The sequence below is a fragment of the Martinezella multihospitum genome, from assembly GCF_900094585.1.
GTDB classification, from domain to species: Bacteria; Pseudomonadota; Alphaproteobacteria; order Rhizobiales; family Rhizobiaceae; genus Rhizobium; species Rhizobium multihospitium.
In genome coordinates, this window is the sequence record NZ_FMAG01000016.1 from 1 (window position 1) to 15475 (window position 15475).

At 60.6% G+C, this 15475-nt stretch carries 14 protein-coding genes; 8 read left to right on the top strand and 6 right to left on the bottom strand.

Annotation, left to right across the window (positions count from 1 at the left end; all coding sequences use genetic code 11):
* Positions 1 to 563 precede the first annotated feature (563 nt).
* Positions 564 to 770, top strand: a complete 207-nt coding sequence (locus tag GA0061103_RS33805) for a hypothetical protein (RefSeq protein ID WP_092720247.1) — start codon at positions 564 to 566, stop codon at positions 768 to 770.
* A 65-nt stretch (positions 771 to 835) separates the two neighbouring features.
* Here the strand turns inward: GA0061103_RS33805 and GA0061103_RS33810 are convergent, their stop codons facing one another.
* Together GA0061103_RS33810 and GA0061103_RS33815 are read right to left on the bottom strand one after the other, a co-directional pair.
* A complete protein-coding gene (locus GA0061103_RS33810; RefSeq protein WP_092720250.1) occupies positions 836 to 2188 on the bottom strand; it encodes an ATP-binding protein in 1353 nt (450 codons plus the stop codon).
* Positions 2189 to 2191: 3 nt separating this feature from the next.
* The gene (locus GA0061103_RS33815) at positions 2192 to 2911 is read right to left on the bottom strand and encodes a response regulator (protein WP_092720253.1); all 720 of its coding nucleotides are present in this window, start codon (positions 2909 to 2911) and stop codon (positions 2192 to 2194) included.
* A gap of 361 nt (positions 2912 to 3272) precedes the next feature.
* Between GA0061103_RS33815 and GA0061103_RS33820 the strand changes: the two genes are divergently transcribed.
* From GA0061103_RS33820 to GA0061103_RS33835, 4 genes are all read left to right on the top strand, one after another.
* Positions 3273 to 4073 carry a pseudouridine synthase gene (locus GA0061103_RS33820; RefSeq protein WP_092720256.1) on the top strand — a complete coding sequence of 267 codons (801 nt, stop codon included), beginning with the start codon at positions 3273 to 3275 and terminating at the stop codon, positions 4071 to 4073.
* 13 nt (positions 4074 to 4086) lie between these two features.
* On the top strand, positions 4087 to 4770 hold the full coding sequence (locus tag GA0061103_RS33825; protein WP_092720258.1) for a phosphoribosyltransferase: 684 nt from the start codon (positions 4087 to 4089) through the stop codon (positions 4768 to 4770).
* A gap of 144 nt (positions 4771 to 4914) precedes the next feature.
* Positions 4915 to 5859, top strand: coding sequence for a phosphoribosylaminoimidazolesuccinocarboxamide synthase (locus GA0061103_RS33830; protein WP_092720400.1), 945 nt, complete (start codon positions 4915 to 4917; stop codon positions 5857 to 5859).
* A gap of 350 nt (positions 5860 to 6209) precedes the next feature.
* Complete coding sequence (locus tag GA0061103_RS33835; protein ID WP_092720260.1) at positions 6210 to 7673, top strand: efflux transporter outer membrane subunit; 1464 nt, start codon at positions 6210 to 6212, stop codon at positions 7671 to 7673.
* Here the strand turns inward: GA0061103_RS33835 and GA0061103_RS34900 are convergent.
* Complete coding sequence (locus GA0061103_RS34900; protein ID WP_141694513.1) at positions 7645 to 7920, bottom strand: hypothetical protein; 276 nt, start codon at positions 7918 to 7920, stop codon at positions 7645 to 7647. The genes GA0061103_RS33835 and GA0061103_RS34900 overlap by 29 nt on opposite strands.
* A 462-nt stretch (positions 7921 to 8382) precedes the next feature.
* Here GA0061103_RS34900 and GA0061103_RS33845 point away from each other — a divergent pair, with 462 nt between their 5' ends.
* Positions 8383 to 9264 carry an SH3 domain-containing protein gene (locus GA0061103_RS33845; protein WP_092720265.1) on the top strand — a complete coding sequence of 294 codons (882 nt, stop codon included), beginning with the start codon at positions 8383 to 8385 and terminating at the stop codon, positions 9262 to 9264.
* A 223-nt stretch (positions 9265 to 9487) separates the two neighbouring features.
* Here the strand turns inward: GA0061103_RS33845 and GA0061103_RS33850 are convergent, their stop codons facing one another.
* The 3 genes from GA0061103_RS33850 to GA0061103_RS33860 form a co-directional block, all read right to left on the bottom strand.
* Positions 9488 to 9730 (bottom strand): DUF982 domain-containing protein, encoded by a 243-nt coding sequence (locus GA0061103_RS33850; RefSeq protein WP_092720268.1) that lies wholly within the window; start codon positions 9728 to 9730, stop codon positions 9488 to 9490.
* Between the two features lie 226 nt (positions 9731 to 9956).
* Positions 9957 to 10079, bottom strand: a complete 123-nt coding sequence (locus GA0061103_RS35605) for a hypothetical protein (protein WP_280949812.1) — start codon at positions 10077 to 10079, stop codon at positions 9957 to 9959.
* Positions 10080 to 10157: 78 nt separating this feature from the next.
* Positions 10158 to 10346 (bottom strand): hypothetical protein, encoded by a 189-nt coding sequence (locus GA0061103_RS33860; protein WP_092720271.1) that lies wholly within the window; start codon positions 10344 to 10346, stop codon positions 10158 to 10160.
* Between the two features lie 339 nt (positions 10347 to 10685).
* Here GA0061103_RS33860 and GA0061103_RS33865 point away from each other — a divergent pair, with 339 nt between their 5' ends.
* The gene (locus GA0061103_RS33865) at positions 10686 to 13106 is read left to right on the top strand and encodes a transglycosylase domain-containing protein (RefSeq protein ID WP_092720273.1); all 2421 of its coding nucleotides are present in this window, start codon (positions 10686 to 10688) and stop codon (positions 13104 to 13106) included.
* Between the two features lie 397 nt (positions 13107 to 13503).
* On the top strand, positions 13504 to 15423 hold the full coding sequence (gene dnaK, locus GA0061103_RS33870; RefSeq protein WP_092720275.1) for a molecular chaperone DnaK: 1920 nt from the start codon (positions 13504 to 13506) through the stop codon (positions 15421 to 15423).
* Positions 15424 to 15475: the final 52 nt, after the last annotated feature.

Here is a 15475-nt window from a genome sequence, read left to right on the forward strand (position 1 = left end):
TCAGGTCCCGCAAGCTTCGCCGCCCACGTTTCTCTTTCTTCTCATCTTCAATTGTCAAATAACAGACCAGAAAAACCCAGTCGAAACAGAACTTCCTTCAATCCCAGGCCAAGCCCAGAACCAACAATCAGCATCGCAGCCAATCAAGGAAACACTAGAGCGAAGGACTTCGTCGCCAGCAGCGCCGCCGCCCTCGTCAGTGATCGGGCTTATAGACCCCCCACCCCGAACTAGTCAACACTCCAACTGTAAAAATTCTGACATTTTTGTAAGTAATTGATTTATAAGATTGTTTTGTCGGAGCCGCGGAAATGATGGAGAATTTTACCTCGAAAGGCCGTAAAAATGTTGTCCGGATGGTCAAATTTTGCTCGAGCGACGGAATCCGACAGACTTCCCCTCCATATATGCCCTGCTCATCTGTCTGAGCACCCCTTCCAGGCTGCCGGACGGCTTGTTGGGTTCACGGGCAAATCCAGCGGCGGCAAACCTCAGAAAAACCAAGATTTTCCATAAGGTTTCTGCTATGGTTCCAGCTAGATAATAAGGGAAGGGAGGAAACAATGCATACAACAAGACCGGAAAGCATTATCGAAGTCAGCTTCGACAGCGCCAATGGCCGCCGTGCGCTCGGTATTATGAGCATGCGCCAGGCATTGGATCTGCCCGACCTGCCGAGCTTTACCTATACGCATCCTGATCCGCAGAAGGCGGCTGCCGGCATCGTCTTGAGCCGGCAAGAGCTGCAAAGCTTCCTGACCTGCCATTGAGCAGGCGGCCTCGCACAACGCGTCGATCGCGCCCAGGCGCGATCGATTATTAATCACGGCTGTCTTCAGGCCGCTCTTCTTTCCATTATTGCCAGCGGTAGCAGGACGACGGCATTCAGGCCGCCTCCTTCGCGGTCTTCCAGACAGAGCGCGCAACCATGCGCATCGAGAATCTGGCGGACGATCGCCAAGCCGAGCCCACTGCCACCGAGATCGCGATTGCGCGATTCCTCCAGCCGCACGAAGGGTTCGAGGACCTCTTTGCGTCGCTCTGCCGGGATGCCTGGTCCGCGATCGCCGACGACGATGGCACCGTGATCGCCCCGACGCTCGACGACAATATCGGCCCGGCTACCGTAGCGCAGCGCATTGTCCATGAGATTGTCGAGCACCCGCACCAGCGCGGTCTCTGTCATCGTCACGGCGATCGGCTGCCCGATCGGCGCAAAACCCACGAGGCCCTGGCCGTCCTGCCGCTCTGCGAGGTGGCCTCGAATGGCCGCATCGAGATCGACGATGGTCTTGCCATCCGAGACGACGGTGCTGCGGGCAAAGCCGAGCGCGTCCTCCACCAAGCGCTGCATGGCCTCGACGTCGGCGATCGCCCGCTCGCGATGCGGCGTTTCGGGCATCATTTCCATGCGCAAGCGGAAACGGGTAAGATAGGTTCTCAGATCATGCGAGATCGCCCCGAGAATGAGGGTGCGGTTGCTGACAAGCGCGGCGATGCGCAATTGCATAGCATTTATCGCCTTGATCAGCAGACGCAGCTCGCAGGCGCCTCTTTCGGGAATATGAACCGGCTGCAGACCATTGCCGATCGAGTTGACGGTTCGCGACAGGCGCGTCAGGGGCCGGGTTTCCCGCGCCACGGCGGCAATGGCGATAACGGCGACCAGCATGCCGAGGATGCCGGCGATGAGGCCGATGGGAACGCCGTTCAATCGCACCGTCGGCGTATCAGGCAGGTTGAAGACGGCGATCTTGCCGCCGGCAACGCCGATCGACACTTCCATGATCCTGTCCGGCGCACCGACGGAGAACCAGCCCTGTGGCTTTTCGGAGAGAGAACGCATGTTGAAGTAGCGATTGCCCAAGGCGATTGCCGCAAACTCGCGAGCCAGCTTGTCGGTAAGCGTCAGATTGGACGCCTCTTCCTTCCGGCCTGGAGCCGGCAGATCGGCGAGACGGATCGCCAGGCCATTGGCATTCAGTGCTCGCACGGCTGTCTGCTGCGCCTCGGGCGGAATGGCATCGAGAAGACGGATCGCCGTCTTGACCTGCATGGCCGGCGACAGCTCCGGATTGAACGGCGTATCCGGCTTGAGCTGCGCGGCGACGAAAGCCGCAAGCTGGATGATAAACAATGCCACGGCGACGATCATGATGATGCGGGCGACGAGACCGAGTTTCAGCATGGCTCAGACATCCTTCACGTCCATTGTGAGGAGATAGCCGGCATTGCGCACGGTGGTGATGATATGGGCGCCATCGGGCAGGCAATGGCCGAGCTTGGTGCGCAGGCGGGAGACCGTGACATCGATGGTGCGATCGAAGGGATCGGCGCCACGGCCGCGCGTCCAGTCGAGCAATTGCTCGCGTGAGAGCACACGACGCGGCCTTTCGAGGAAGCAGACGAGCAGATCGAATTCGGCCGTCGTCAGGTGCACGACGCGCTCGCCATCCATCTCGATCACCCGGCCGTCAAGATCGACCGTCAACCCCGCAAAGCTTTTTCGCCTTGACGGGCGGCTGATATCTTCCGGCCGTTCCGGGCCGGAACGGCGAAGGATGGCGCGGATGCGCGCCAGGAGCTCGCGCGGATTGAAGGGCTTGCCGAGATAGTCGTCGGCGCCCATTTCGAGGCCGAGGATGCGGTCTATATCTTCCGTTTTCGCCGTCAACATGAGGATCGGCACCTTGCTGCGGGCGCGGATGCGGCGGCATGCCGACAGGCCGTCTTCGCCGGGCAGCATCAGATCGAGGATGATCAAATCAGGAAAGCCCTTGGACAAAAGGCGATCCATGGCAGCGGCGCTGTCGGCCGCCTGCACGGAGAAACCCTCACGGCTCAGGAACTCCTCCAGGAGCGCCCTAATCTCGCGGTCGTCCTCGACCAGAAGCAGCGATGCGGAAACCATGGCTCTTCCATGCGGGGCGAGAGGCGGTTTTGGCAACAGGGAAACGGCCGGCGTTACAAACTGTAACAAATTTCCCTTCTTTTGAAAAATCCCAGCAAAAGAAGCAGTGCAGTTTCTCTGCAACCGCGATCCCTCCGGAGCGAATGGCGGCAGCCACGTTGCCGTCTACCCGACCCCATCGCCCGCTCCGGTCCGCGACAGGGCTCGTATCCATGAAATGCGAGCCCTGTCTGCCTTTCAAACCGACCTCTCCGATCCTGCCTCGACAATGCGATTTGCGTCCGGTTCGTTGCCATGCGAAAGAATTGTGCTCCCCGGCTGCCATGCCGGACCACGGCAACAAGCATATGAGGCAAGACGGGTGAGCCAACGGCAATCACCGCAAAGATCAGGCAGGGCGGCGAAAGGCAGGCCGGAGCCAGAGGGCAAGCGCGTGACCTTGCCACGGGCGCTTTCCAAGCTCGGCTATTGCTCCCGCACCCAGGCGGAGGCACTGATCGCGGCCGGCCGCGTGAGCGTGGACGGGCGCAAAGTGTCAGATCCCGCCACCTGGGTCGATCTCGAACATTCGAAATTCGCGGTTGACGGCACGCAGATCGCTGCGGAGAAAAAACTCTACTTCATGCTGAACAAGCCGCGCGGACTGGTGACCACCCGCGACGACCCCGAGGGGCGTCCAACGGTCTATGATTGCCTGAAGGAGATCGATGCCCGCCACCTCGCTCCCGTCGGGCGATTGGACAAGGCGAGCGAGGGGTTGCTGCTCTTTACCAATGATACGGTGCTGGCGCAGGCTCTGCTCGATCCGGTCAGCCATGTCGGCAAGACCTATCATGTGCAGGTCGACCGGATCATGGATCACGAGCAGCTTTCGCGCATGGAGCGCGGCATTATCGACGATGGTGAGCTGCTGACCGCCAGTTCCGCCCGCCTGCTGCGCAGCGGCGATCGCAACGGCTGGATCGAAGTGGAACTGAAAGAGGGCCGCAACCGTCAGATCCGGCGCATGCTGGAGGCGCTTGGCATCGAATGCCTGCGGCTGGTGCGCATCGCCTTTGGCGATATCGTGCTCGGCGATCTGCCGAAGGGCGCGGTGCGCGCCCTGGCCGAGGCCGAAATCCTCGTGCTGCACCGGCGCGCCGGAATGAAGACCAACAGATAGAAGGCGGACTGCGATGCAACCCCATGACTTCTGGCAGGAGCTGCATGCGCCTGGCACTTTCGATCCCATGGAGGAGCGCGCGGATTTCCATGTGGCCGAACTGCCGGACGGTCGTCAATTGCGCCTGCCGATCCGTGTGCTCGCCGATGGCGAACATGCGCTGGCATCGCTGATCGTCAATCAGGCAAGCTTCACCGTTCTGGAAGCTCTGGCGGAGACGCTTGCGGAGCGGATCGCAGCTTACGATATCGATGTCGTCGCCGGCTTGCCCACCCTCGGGCTGACACTGGCGGCAGCAGTGGCCCGCGTGCTCGGCCATGCGCGTTACGTGCCGCTCGGGACATCGCGAAAGTTCTGGTATCGTGACGAGCTGTCGGTCTCGCTTTCCTCCATCACCACGCCGAACCAGGATAAGCGTCTTTATATAGACCCGCGCATGCTGCCATTGCTGCAGGGAAAGCGCGTGGCGCTGATCGACGATGTGATTTCCAGCGGCACCTCGATCGTGTCAGGGCTTTCGCTTCTATCCTCCTGCGAGATCGAACCGGTCATGATCGGTGCGGCCATGCTGCAATCCGATCGCTGGCGGGAGCGCATCGATGCGGATGGCAAGCAATGGAGCGCGCGGATCGTCGGCGTCTTCTCGACACCGATCCTCGAGCAGAGTGAAAACGGCTGCTGGCGCCGGCCGGCGTGACCACTTTTCGCACCGGCAACCCGACGAATGGAGCCGTTTACATATTATTGTATGTGAAAACCGTTCCGATTCCGGCTGCAATGCGCTAAGGGTCCGCTCAAGAAGCATCCGCCGGGCGGATGCATGAGCCTGTTGGTGGACGCGTTGCGAATTCTCTCCGAAGCCCATTTCCCCGAATTGCCCAACTACTATCGCGGCAAGGTGCGCGAGAATTACGATCTGCCCGACGGTAGCCGCATCATCATCAGCACCGATCGGTTGAGTGCCTTCGACCGCATCCTCACCTGCATTCCCTACAAGGGTCAGGTGCTGACGCAAACCGCCCGGTACTGGTTCGAACAGACGCGCGATATCTGCCCGAACCACGTCATCGACTATCCGGACCCGAATGTCGTCGTCGGCAAGCGGCTGAATATTCTCCCCGTCGAAGTCGTCGTCCGCGGCTATCTCGCCGGCACGACCGGCACGTCCATCCTGACGCTCTACAAGAAGGGCCAGCGGGAGATGTACGGAATTACGCTGCCCGACGGCATGCGCGACAACCAGATCCTGCCGGAGCCGATCATCACGCCGACGAGCAAGGAATTCGACGGCGGTCACGATGAGCCGCTGACGCCGACCCAGATTGTCGAGCACGGGCTTCTGACAAAGGAGCAATGGCAGACGCTGACGAATTACGCTTTTGCCCTGTTCGCACGCGGGCAGGAACTCGCCCGCAAGCGCGGGCTGATCCTCGTCGATACCAAATATGAATTCGGAACCGACGAGAACGGCACCATCATCCTTGCCGACGAGATCCATACGCCCGACAGCAGCCGTTACTGGCTGGCCGACAGCTATCAGGACAGGTTCGAAAAAGGCGCGCGCCCGGAAAGCTTCGACAAGGATTTCGTCCGTGCCTGGGTCACGGAGCGCTGCGATCCCTACAAGGACGAGATTCCGGAGATTCCGAGCGACCTCATCGAACAGACGTCCAAGGTCTATATCCGCGCCTATGAAGCAATCACGGGCATGTCTTTCGTGCCTGATGATCGCGGCGCGACGCCGCTTGATCGGGTTCGCGCAAGCCTCGCCCGCTACACGCCGTAAGGACAGTCCAAACGGACTTTTGACTGGAGCGATTCTGCGAAGCAACTCCTTAGAGTTGCGGCGTGCGCCGATTTTTGGCTATCCTGCACCCTTGAGTGGTGTGCAAAAGGGTATGTTTTTTGCAACACCTTAGATTTTTTTTAACGGCGCACTGATATTTCGGCCGATCCCACATATGTTCGCAGCCGAGAATTCGTAAAAGCCACTGTGCTATTGCAAAACTCGTTGCTAGATTAACGCCGACCGCTTCGGGTCATTGTTTGTATCGTGTAAGACTGGAGCGCCGGCATATGGGGTCATTCCGATCCCGACAAAACACTGATCAGTAAATTGAATTGTGGGACAATGTGATGGTTTCCATTCGTACAGCCGCCCCCGCCCTGCTGCTTGTTTTGGCAGGTTGCGTCAGCGGCCCAGACCATAAGCCACCGGAAATGCCTCTCCCGGCCAAATTCTCGGAGGGCGGTACGAAGGCGAACGGCGATATTGCCGGCTCGCAATGGTGGACCGCTTTCGGCGACTCCAAGCTGAATGCCTTCGCCGCACAGGGACTTGCCCAGAACCTTACCATCCAGCAGGCACTGGAACGCATCAACCAGGCGGAAGCTGCTGTCGTCACCGCAGGTGCAGGCGGTCTCCCGAGCCTCACCGTCTCCGGCGACAACACGACCAGCGGCCAGAAGGGCGGCTCCAGGGTTTCCTCGTCCGGCGGAAGACGAAACACCACGACCGGCACCGCTTCGGCTTCCTGGCTGCTCGACCTCTGGGGTCAGTATCGCCGCGCAACGGAAAGCGCCAACGCCTCGCTCGACGCGGCCTACTCGACCGTCGACGTCCAGCGCCTGGCCTATCTGCAGGATCTCGCCAACAGCTACGTCAACGCCCGCTATTACCAGGCTCTGATTTCGATCGCTCAGGAAAACCTGAAGTCGCGGCGCGACACGCTTTCGCTGACCAAGTTCCAGCTGGAAGCCGGTGCGGCATCCCGCCTCGACGTGGTTCAGGCGGAAGGCCTCGTCAACCAGACGCTGGCACTGGTACCTGGTTATGAAATCAGCTACCGCCAGCAGGTGCATCATATTGCAACGCTGCTCAACGTTCCCTCATCGACGATCATCGCGCAGATGCAGGGCGGCGGCAGGCAGCCGATCTTCCGCGGCAGCGTCCGCACCGGTGTTCCGGCCGACCTCATCCGCAACCGTCCGGACGTTCGCGTTGCAGAGCGCACCCTCGCAGCCTCGACGGCCCAGATCGGCGTGGCCGAAGCCAAGCTCTTCCCGTCGATCACGCTCAGCGGCTCGATTTCGCCGACCTATATCCATACCTCGTCGGCGAGCGGCGGCCTGACCACCTGGTCCTTCGGCCCGTCGCTGAACCTGCCGATCTTCGATGGCGGCGCCCTGCGCGCTGGCGTCAAGAGCGCTGAATCGACGAGCCGTGAGAACTATCTCGCCTGGCAGTCGACGGTACGCTCGGCGATCGAAGAGGTTGAAAACGCGCTCTCGGCCGTCAGCCGCGATGCTCAGACGGTTGCCGCGCTGCAGGCTCAGGTCAAGTCCTATCAGGAAGCCCTGCAGCTCTCGACGGCAAGCTATAAGGACGGTGCATCCTCGCTGCTCGACGTTCTCGATGCTCAGCGCAACGTGACCGCCGCCCAGCAGAGCCTGGCACAGGCCGTCCAGACGAGCGCAACCGACTATATCTCGCTGAACGTCAACATCGGCGCCGGTTATGTCCCGGCCAGCAAGGCGACTGTCGCCCAGGCTCCGGCCAAGGCCAAGGTCGTCAAGGTTTCGGCCAAGAAGGCGAACTAACGATATCGCCTGCCTGGCAGGCGCATCGCTTAAAGTGAAAAGCCGCCGCAGGCATCTGCGGCGGCTTTTCTTTTGCCATTTGAGAGATGCCGAAAATGAAAATGGCGCGCTCCGCTTTCGTCGGGAGCGCGCCATCGCCAAAAAACAAAAAGGCCGGAATGATCCGGCCTTTCGCCATCCGCCTTCGTATCAGTGCCAGTACATCCGTGGTCAAAGGCAAGGGCGGAACTGCAGCCAGATTGATCATGAAAGGTCAACGAAGAGTTAACGCTGCTTCCATGATATCGACGGACCAAACGGCTCGCTTTCCAGCGCGCCCAGCGCCCCTCGGCTGCATGACTGAACCGTATATCGGCATCCAAGGTGTCAATTTCAAGGCCGCTTTTTAGTTTCTTCGAAAAAGCTCTTGAAGCAGCCGACGCTGCCACGTCGGTAACGCCGATGAAGGCAAGTAAGCCTTGTCAAAAAAGGCACGCAGCTTTTCAGTTTCGAACTGATGCCGTTCAAGCTGCATTCATGCAATTACTTCTACAACACATGCAAAGATTGAAGAGGCATCATGGAATCCTATCAGATTCCGTGCAGCGCCAGGCCTTTATCTTGCCGAAATTGGAAAGTCTTACCGAAGAGCGCCGGGGTAGGCGCACGACAGCGGAACAGGCACCAGGCAGCGATTTCGCAGCATGGGTGCGCAAAGGGAGAATAATCTATGAGGTTCAAGATTCTTGCGGCGGGCATTCTGGCGGCGCTCGTGGCGCTGCCAGCCATCGCGGAAGCGGCAGAAGGCTTTGCCACCGCGAACGTCAACATGCGGTCCGGTCCGAGTACCGCCTATCCGGCAGTGACGATGATCCCCGTCGGCGTGCCGCTTCAGATCAACGGTTGCCTCAATGAGACGCCGTGGTGCGATGTTTCCTTCTATGGCGGCCGCGGATGGGTTGCCGGTCGTTATATCCAGGCAACCTATCAGTCACGCCGCATCTATGTCGGTCCGCAATATTACCGCCCACTCGGCATCCCGACTGTGGTCTTCAATTTCGACGACTACTGGGGTCGCTATTATCGCGGCCGCGACTTCTATCGTGACCGCGACCGCTGGCGCCGCGGCCCGGGCTGGGTCGACCGCCGTCCCGACAGCGGCTGGGACCGCAATCCTCCAGGCTGGGATAACGGACCGGATCGCAACTGGGACCGCCGCCCCGATCGCAATCGCGATTGGGATCGCGGATCGGACTGGAGCAACCAGCCGGACCGCAACTGGGATCGCCGGCCCGATCGTGATCGCAACTGGGACAGGCAGCGCGACGGCAATCGCGACTGGGGCAGACAGCGCCCGGACGACAACCAGAACTGGGGTAACCGGCCGGACCGCCAGCGCGACAACAATCGCCCGGACAATAATCGCCCGGACAACCGCCCGCGTCCGGAACCGCAGCAGGCTCAACCGCAACCACAGCCGCAGCAACCGCCGCCGCAGAACAATCCGCGACCGAATGCAGCCGAGCCGGGACCTTATAGCCCTAACCACAGGGATCCATGCCCCGCGTCGGAACCGAATTGCCGGATGTCCGTGAGAGGCTCCAACCGCTGACGGCTCAGCGACACGCAAAAAGCAAAAAGGCCGGCGACTTCGAAAGTCGCCGGCCTTTTTGCTGGCATCGCCTGTCAGAGAACGGCGCTCACCGCTTTGCGTGGGAGCGCATTAACGAGATGTCTTCATGAAACCGTATCCGTCCGAAGCTCTTGGCGCCCGCCGCGCATTCGCCGGCTCCAAGACTTGGACGGCTGATCAGGCCGAATGCACCGAGCACGCTTCAATGCATCTTCAGATGCGCTTCCCGCGTCGCCGAGATGAACATTTCCCGTGCCTCCTCGGCGGACTTGCGGCCGTCGATGGCAGCCCGGCAAAGGCTTCTTGCCGCCACGTAGAGCGGACCGCGCCGGTCAGGCCAGAGATTGGCCATGCAATTCAAGGCCTCGGACGGACCAGTGACGACCTGGAAGGTACCCTGAGCAAAGCCGATCTCGATCGGATTGCTCCATTTGACGTGTCGCATGAATACTCCTCCTCACGCGCTACCAATTGCTTGGAACTGTCCTCCAAGACAGCCACATGACAGTACTATAACCTTGATCAGCTCATTCGAAAATACGGAAGATTGCGGGCAATACGCGAAGTTTCGCCGCATCCGCCAGGACAGTTCGGCCGCATCGCGGCTGGGTCGTCTTCCTGAAGCTTTTGGGAAACAGATGGGATGGCCGATATTGAAGGCGCGGCAGCGGCTATTTTTCGCGCGCGATCCGCCTTGCCTCGTCCGGGGAGAAACCTGCCCGGCGGGCAAGCTGCTCAAGGCCGAATATCCGGTCGATCTGGTCGACCAGCCAGAGTTCGAAACGCTTCCACATTGGCGTAGCCTCCTCCGCTGCGATCCCTTCGGTCGCAACAGCATGCGATGAACATCGCGCCCCGCTTGCCAATTCCTGTCAGCGAAATTGGGGCGGCCTCTGCGCGTTGGAGAGCAGTTCCTGCTTTGTCGCAAAGTCGCCGAACAGCTTTTTCAGCCGGGCTTCCTCCTCCTTGCAAATCCGGTGGCGTCGGGCGAAATCCTCGACACTCCAGACCTCGCGCAACTTGCTCTCTTCGACTTCCTCTATCTTGATCAATGAACTCATGGGTTCGCCCTCTTCGTTTTTTATGGGGGGATAATGCTCAGGATAGCGAAAAGTTCCCTATACACGCCTGGCGGACACCGGGCGAAGGCAACGATGATGCGGATCGGAATGTTCTTAATCCCTCCTTAAATCGCCGCATTTACAGTTCAGGCGGGACTTGATGTCTTCACGAGGGGTTCGTGGACGAATAGTGGGTTGCTCCGCCTTGAAAGCCAATGACGGTTTTCGGGATCATGCGCCGCCCGGGCGACCGAGCAGGCTCAAAGATTTCTACCGCTCCCGTGATCAGCCTGATAGAAGACATGGAATACAAGGGCACCGAGGTACGACCGGCCGGCAATGGCAGATAAGAAGAAATCACGCCAAAGGATAGAACCATCCTTTTCCAGCGGCCGGGAACGCATCGAGGACGGATTCAATGCCGGCGAGCGCATCATCGGCAACAGGCGCTCGGCCAAGAAATATTCATCTTCTTCCAAGACATACTACGAAGAGCCTGACCCCGACGAAGACGAGGATGAAGACGACGAGGACGAGCCCGTGGTCGAAAAGCCTCGCCGCACCCGTGCCCGCCGCCGCCGCAAGCCTGCGCGCCGTGCGCCGCCGCGGCGTGGCTTTTTCGGCTTCATCCGTTCGACAATCTACTGGGGTCTTGTGCTCTGCCTCTGGGGCGGCATCGGCCTTGCCGGCCTCGTCGCCTATTACGGGTCGCGCATGCCGAGCGCCAGCACCTGGTCGATCCCCGAGCGGCCGCCGAACGTCAAGATCAACGATCTCGACGGCAGCCTGATCGCCAATCGCGGCACAACGGGCGGCGAGGCGGTCGCACTCAGCGACATGTCGCCCTATATCCCGGAAGCCATCATCGCCATCGAGGATCGGCGCTTCTATTCGCATTTCGGCTTCGACCCGATCGGCCTTGCCCGCGCCGTCGTGACGAACGTCGTCACCGGGCACGCCGTGCAAGGCGGCTCGACGCTGACGCAGCAACTCGCCAAGAACCTGTTCCTGTCGCCGGACCGAACGCTGGAACGCAAGGTGCAGGAGGTGCTGCTGGCGCTGTGGCTGGAGCACAAGTACACCAAGGACCAGATCCTGGCGATGTACCTGAACCGCGTCTATTTCGGCTCCAATGCCTATGGCGTGGAAGCCGCATCGCGGCGCTACTTCAACAAATCGGCCAAGGACGTCAATCTCGGCGAGGCGGCCATGCTTGCCGGTCTGGTGAAGGCGCCATCGCGGCTGTCGCCGGCCCGCGATCCGGCCGCCGCCGAGGCCCGCGCCCAGCTGGTGCTGCAGGCCATGCACGACCAGGGTTTCATCAGCGAATCCGACATCAAGACGGCGCTGGCGCAGCCGCCGACCCGATCGAAGAGCTATTGGAGCGGCGCCGAGAACTACGTTGCCGATATGGTCATGGACCAGCTGCCGAAGCTGATCGGCGGCGACGTCAAGGAAGATCTGATCGTCGACACCACGCTCGACATGTCGCTCGAGGAAAAGGCCGAAAAGGCGCTAAGCGACGTGCTTGAAAAGGAAGGCAAGAAGCTCAACGCCTCGCAGGCCTCGCTCGTTTCCGTCGACGCGACGGGCGCGATCCGCGCTCTTGTCGGCGGCCGCGACTATGCGCAGAGCCAGTTCAACCGCGCCGTCACCGCCAAGCGCCAGCCGGGCTCCGCCTTCAAGCCCTTCGTCTATACCGCAGCGCTTGAGATGGGCCTGACGCCGAATTCGATCCGCAACGACATGCCAGTCAAGATCGGCAACTGGGCGCCGGAAAACTACGAGCAGCGCTACAGCGGTCCAGTGACCCTGGCGACGGCGGTGGCGAAATCGCTGAATACCGTTGCCGCTCAGGTGGTCGCCGAGGTTGGGCCTGATCAGGTCATCAAGGTCGCTCGCAGGCTCGGCATCGAATCCGACCTGCAGGCCAATGCCTCGATCGCGCTCGGCACCTCCGAAGTGTCGCTGCTGGAACTCACCTCCGCCTACGCCACCTTCATGAACGGCGGCTTCAAGGTAGCGCCGCATGTCATCACCAAGGTGACGACTGCCTCCGGCAAGGTGCTCTACCAGGCCAATACGGACAATCCGGAGCGCGTGCTGAACCCGGATATCGTCACCAACATGAACGCCATGATGGCCGGCGTCATCGCCAATGGCACCGGCAAGGCAGCACGCATTCCCGGCTGGCAGGCGGCCGGCAAGTCGGGCACGACGCAATCCTTCCGCGATGCGCTGTTTGTCGGCTTCACCAGCCATCTGACGACGGGCGTCTGGTTCGGCAATGACGACGGCAAGTCGATGCGCAAGGTGACCGGCGGCGGTCTGCCGGCGAAAGCCTGGAAGGAATTCATGATCGCCGCCCACAAGGGCATCACGCCGACACCGATCTTCGGCGGCGGCCAGATCATCGACAACGGCCTGCCGATGGCGCAGACCGGGCCGAACGGCGACCAGCCGACGACGATCGGCAACATCATTTCCGGCGTCGCCGACGGCGGACAGCCCGTACAGCAGCCGACCTTGCAGCAGCGGCCATCGCAGCAGCCGGTTCAGCCGCAGATCGTCAACCAGACCGCCGCCAACGACGATCCACAGGATCTGCCGCCGGCGAACCTGGCCGACGATGCCAACCCCTACAGCTCCAATCCATATGACAGCGATATACCGCCGGCGGATGTCGGCGATAGCGGCGCGCCGATCGCCACAGCGCGGCCGCACCGCTCCTCGCTGCTCGACGTCATCCTCGGCCGATAAAATCGCAATTTTGCACCCACAGCACCGCGCTTCACATATGGCGCGCTAAGGTCGCTGTAGCGCTTTAGCGCTGCTGCATGATTTTCTCCCTAAATCGATGCCGATTTAAGGAATTATGCAGTAGACGCTTGCATGGCCGCCGCAAGGCTGCTCTGATACGCGGTCGCGTCAAATCCGCTGATCCCCGGCGCATATGGGACCACGTGGAATTTGGGCGACAAACCATTTGTTTTGCTGGATTTCAGGCCATTTCCTGCCTTGCAGTCAGTAAAACCGCTACTTATATACGCGGCATCACCGCAGTCATGGCTGCGCAATCCTCAAGACCATCCCGTAAGGGGCTGTCAATGGAATGCCTGACAGGGGTTCCGACAGCTTGCTTCAAGGAGAGAATGACATGGCAAAAGTAATTGGTATCGACCTTGGAACGACAAATTCCTGCGTCGCCGTCATGGACGGTAAGGACGCGAAAGTGATCGAGAATGCCGAAGGCGCCCGGACCACCCCCTCCATGGTTGCCTTCACCGACGACGGCGAACGTCTCGTCGGCCAGCCGGCCAAGCGCCAGGCTGTCACGAACCCCACAAACACCCTCTTCGCTGTCAAGCGCCTGATCGGCCGCCGCTACGAAGATCCGACCGTCGAGAAGGACAAGCACCTCGTTCCCTTCAACATCGTTCGGGGCGACAATGGCGACGCCTGGGTCGAAGCCAACGGCAAGGGCTATTCGCCCGCACAGATTTCCGCAATGATCCTTCAAAAGATGAAGGAAACCGCCGAATCCTACCTCGGCGAAAAGGTCGACAAGGCCGTTATCACCGTTCCCGCATACTTCAACGACGCGCAGCGCCAGGCAACCAAGGATGCTGGCCGCATCGCCGGCCTTGAAGTCCTGCGCATCATCAACGAGCCGACCGCGGCCGCACTTGCTTACGGCCTCGACAAGAAGGACGGCAAGACCATCGCCGTTTACGACCTTGGCGGCGGCACCTTCGATATCTCCATCCTGGAAATCGGCGACGGCGTCTTCGAAGTGAAGTCGACCAACGGCGACACCTTCCTCGGCGGTGAAGACTTCGACATGCGTCTCGTCGAGTACCTCGTTGCCGAGTTCAAGAAGGACAACGGCATCGACCTCAAGGGCGACAAGCTTGCCCTGCAGCGCCTGAAGGAAGCTGCCGAAAAGGCCAAGATCGAACTTTCGTCCGCACAGCAGACCGAAATCAACCTGCCCTTCATTACGGCAGACGCCACCGGCCCGAAGCACCTGACGCTGAAGCTGACCCGCGCCAAGCTGGAAAGCCTGGTCGACGATCTCGTCCAGCGCACCATCGCTCCGTGCAAGGCAGCCCTCAAGGATGCCGGCGTCACGGCTGCCGAGATCGACGAAGTCGTTCTCGTCGGCGGCATGAGCCGCATGCCGAAGGTACAGGAAGTCGTCAAGCAACTGTTCGGCAAGGAACCGCACAAGGGCGTCAACCCGGATGAAGTCGTCGCTCTCGGCGCCGCCATCCAGGCCGGCGTTCTGCAAGGCGACGTCAAGGACGTTCTGCTCCTCGACGTAACCCCGCTGTCTCTCGGCATCGAAACGTTGGGCGGCGTCTTTACCCGCCTGATCGAGCGCAACACGACGATCCCGACGAAGAAGTCGCAGACCTTCTCGACCGCCGATGACAACCAGTCGGCCGTGACCATCCGCGTCTCGCAGGGCGAGCGCGAAATGGCTGCCGACAACAAGCTGCTCGGCCAGTTCGACCTCGTCGGCCTGCCGCCGGCACCGCGCGGCGTTCCGCAGATCGAAGTCACCTTCGATATCGACGCCAACGGCATCGTTCAGGTTTCGGCCAAGGACAAGGGCACCGGCAAGGAACAGCAGATCCGCATCCAGGCTTCCGGCGGTCTTTCCGACGCCGACATCGAAAAGATGGTCAAGGATGCAGAAGCCCATGCTGCTGAAGACAAGAAGCGCCGTGAAGGTGTTGAAGCCAAGAACCAGGCTGAAAGCCTGATCCACTCCAGCGAGAAGTCGCTGAAGGATTACGGCGACAAGGTCACGGAAGCCGATCGCACCGCGATCAGCGACGCGATCGCAGCCCTGAAGACGGCAACCGAAGCTGCCGATCCGGATGCGGAAGACATCAAGGCCAAGACCCAGACGCTCATGGAAGTTTCCATGAAGCTCGGCCAGGCGATCTATGAGTCGCAGCAGGCGGAAGCAGGTTCGGGTGATGCCTCGGCAGCTGGCGGCAAGGATGATGTCGTTGATGCCGACTACGAGGAAATCAAGGACGAAGACGACCGCAAGCGGTCTGCATAAGCGCGAACCGAAAGGTTCGAGGAAACTTAGATCCGGCTGCCTTTTGGCAGCC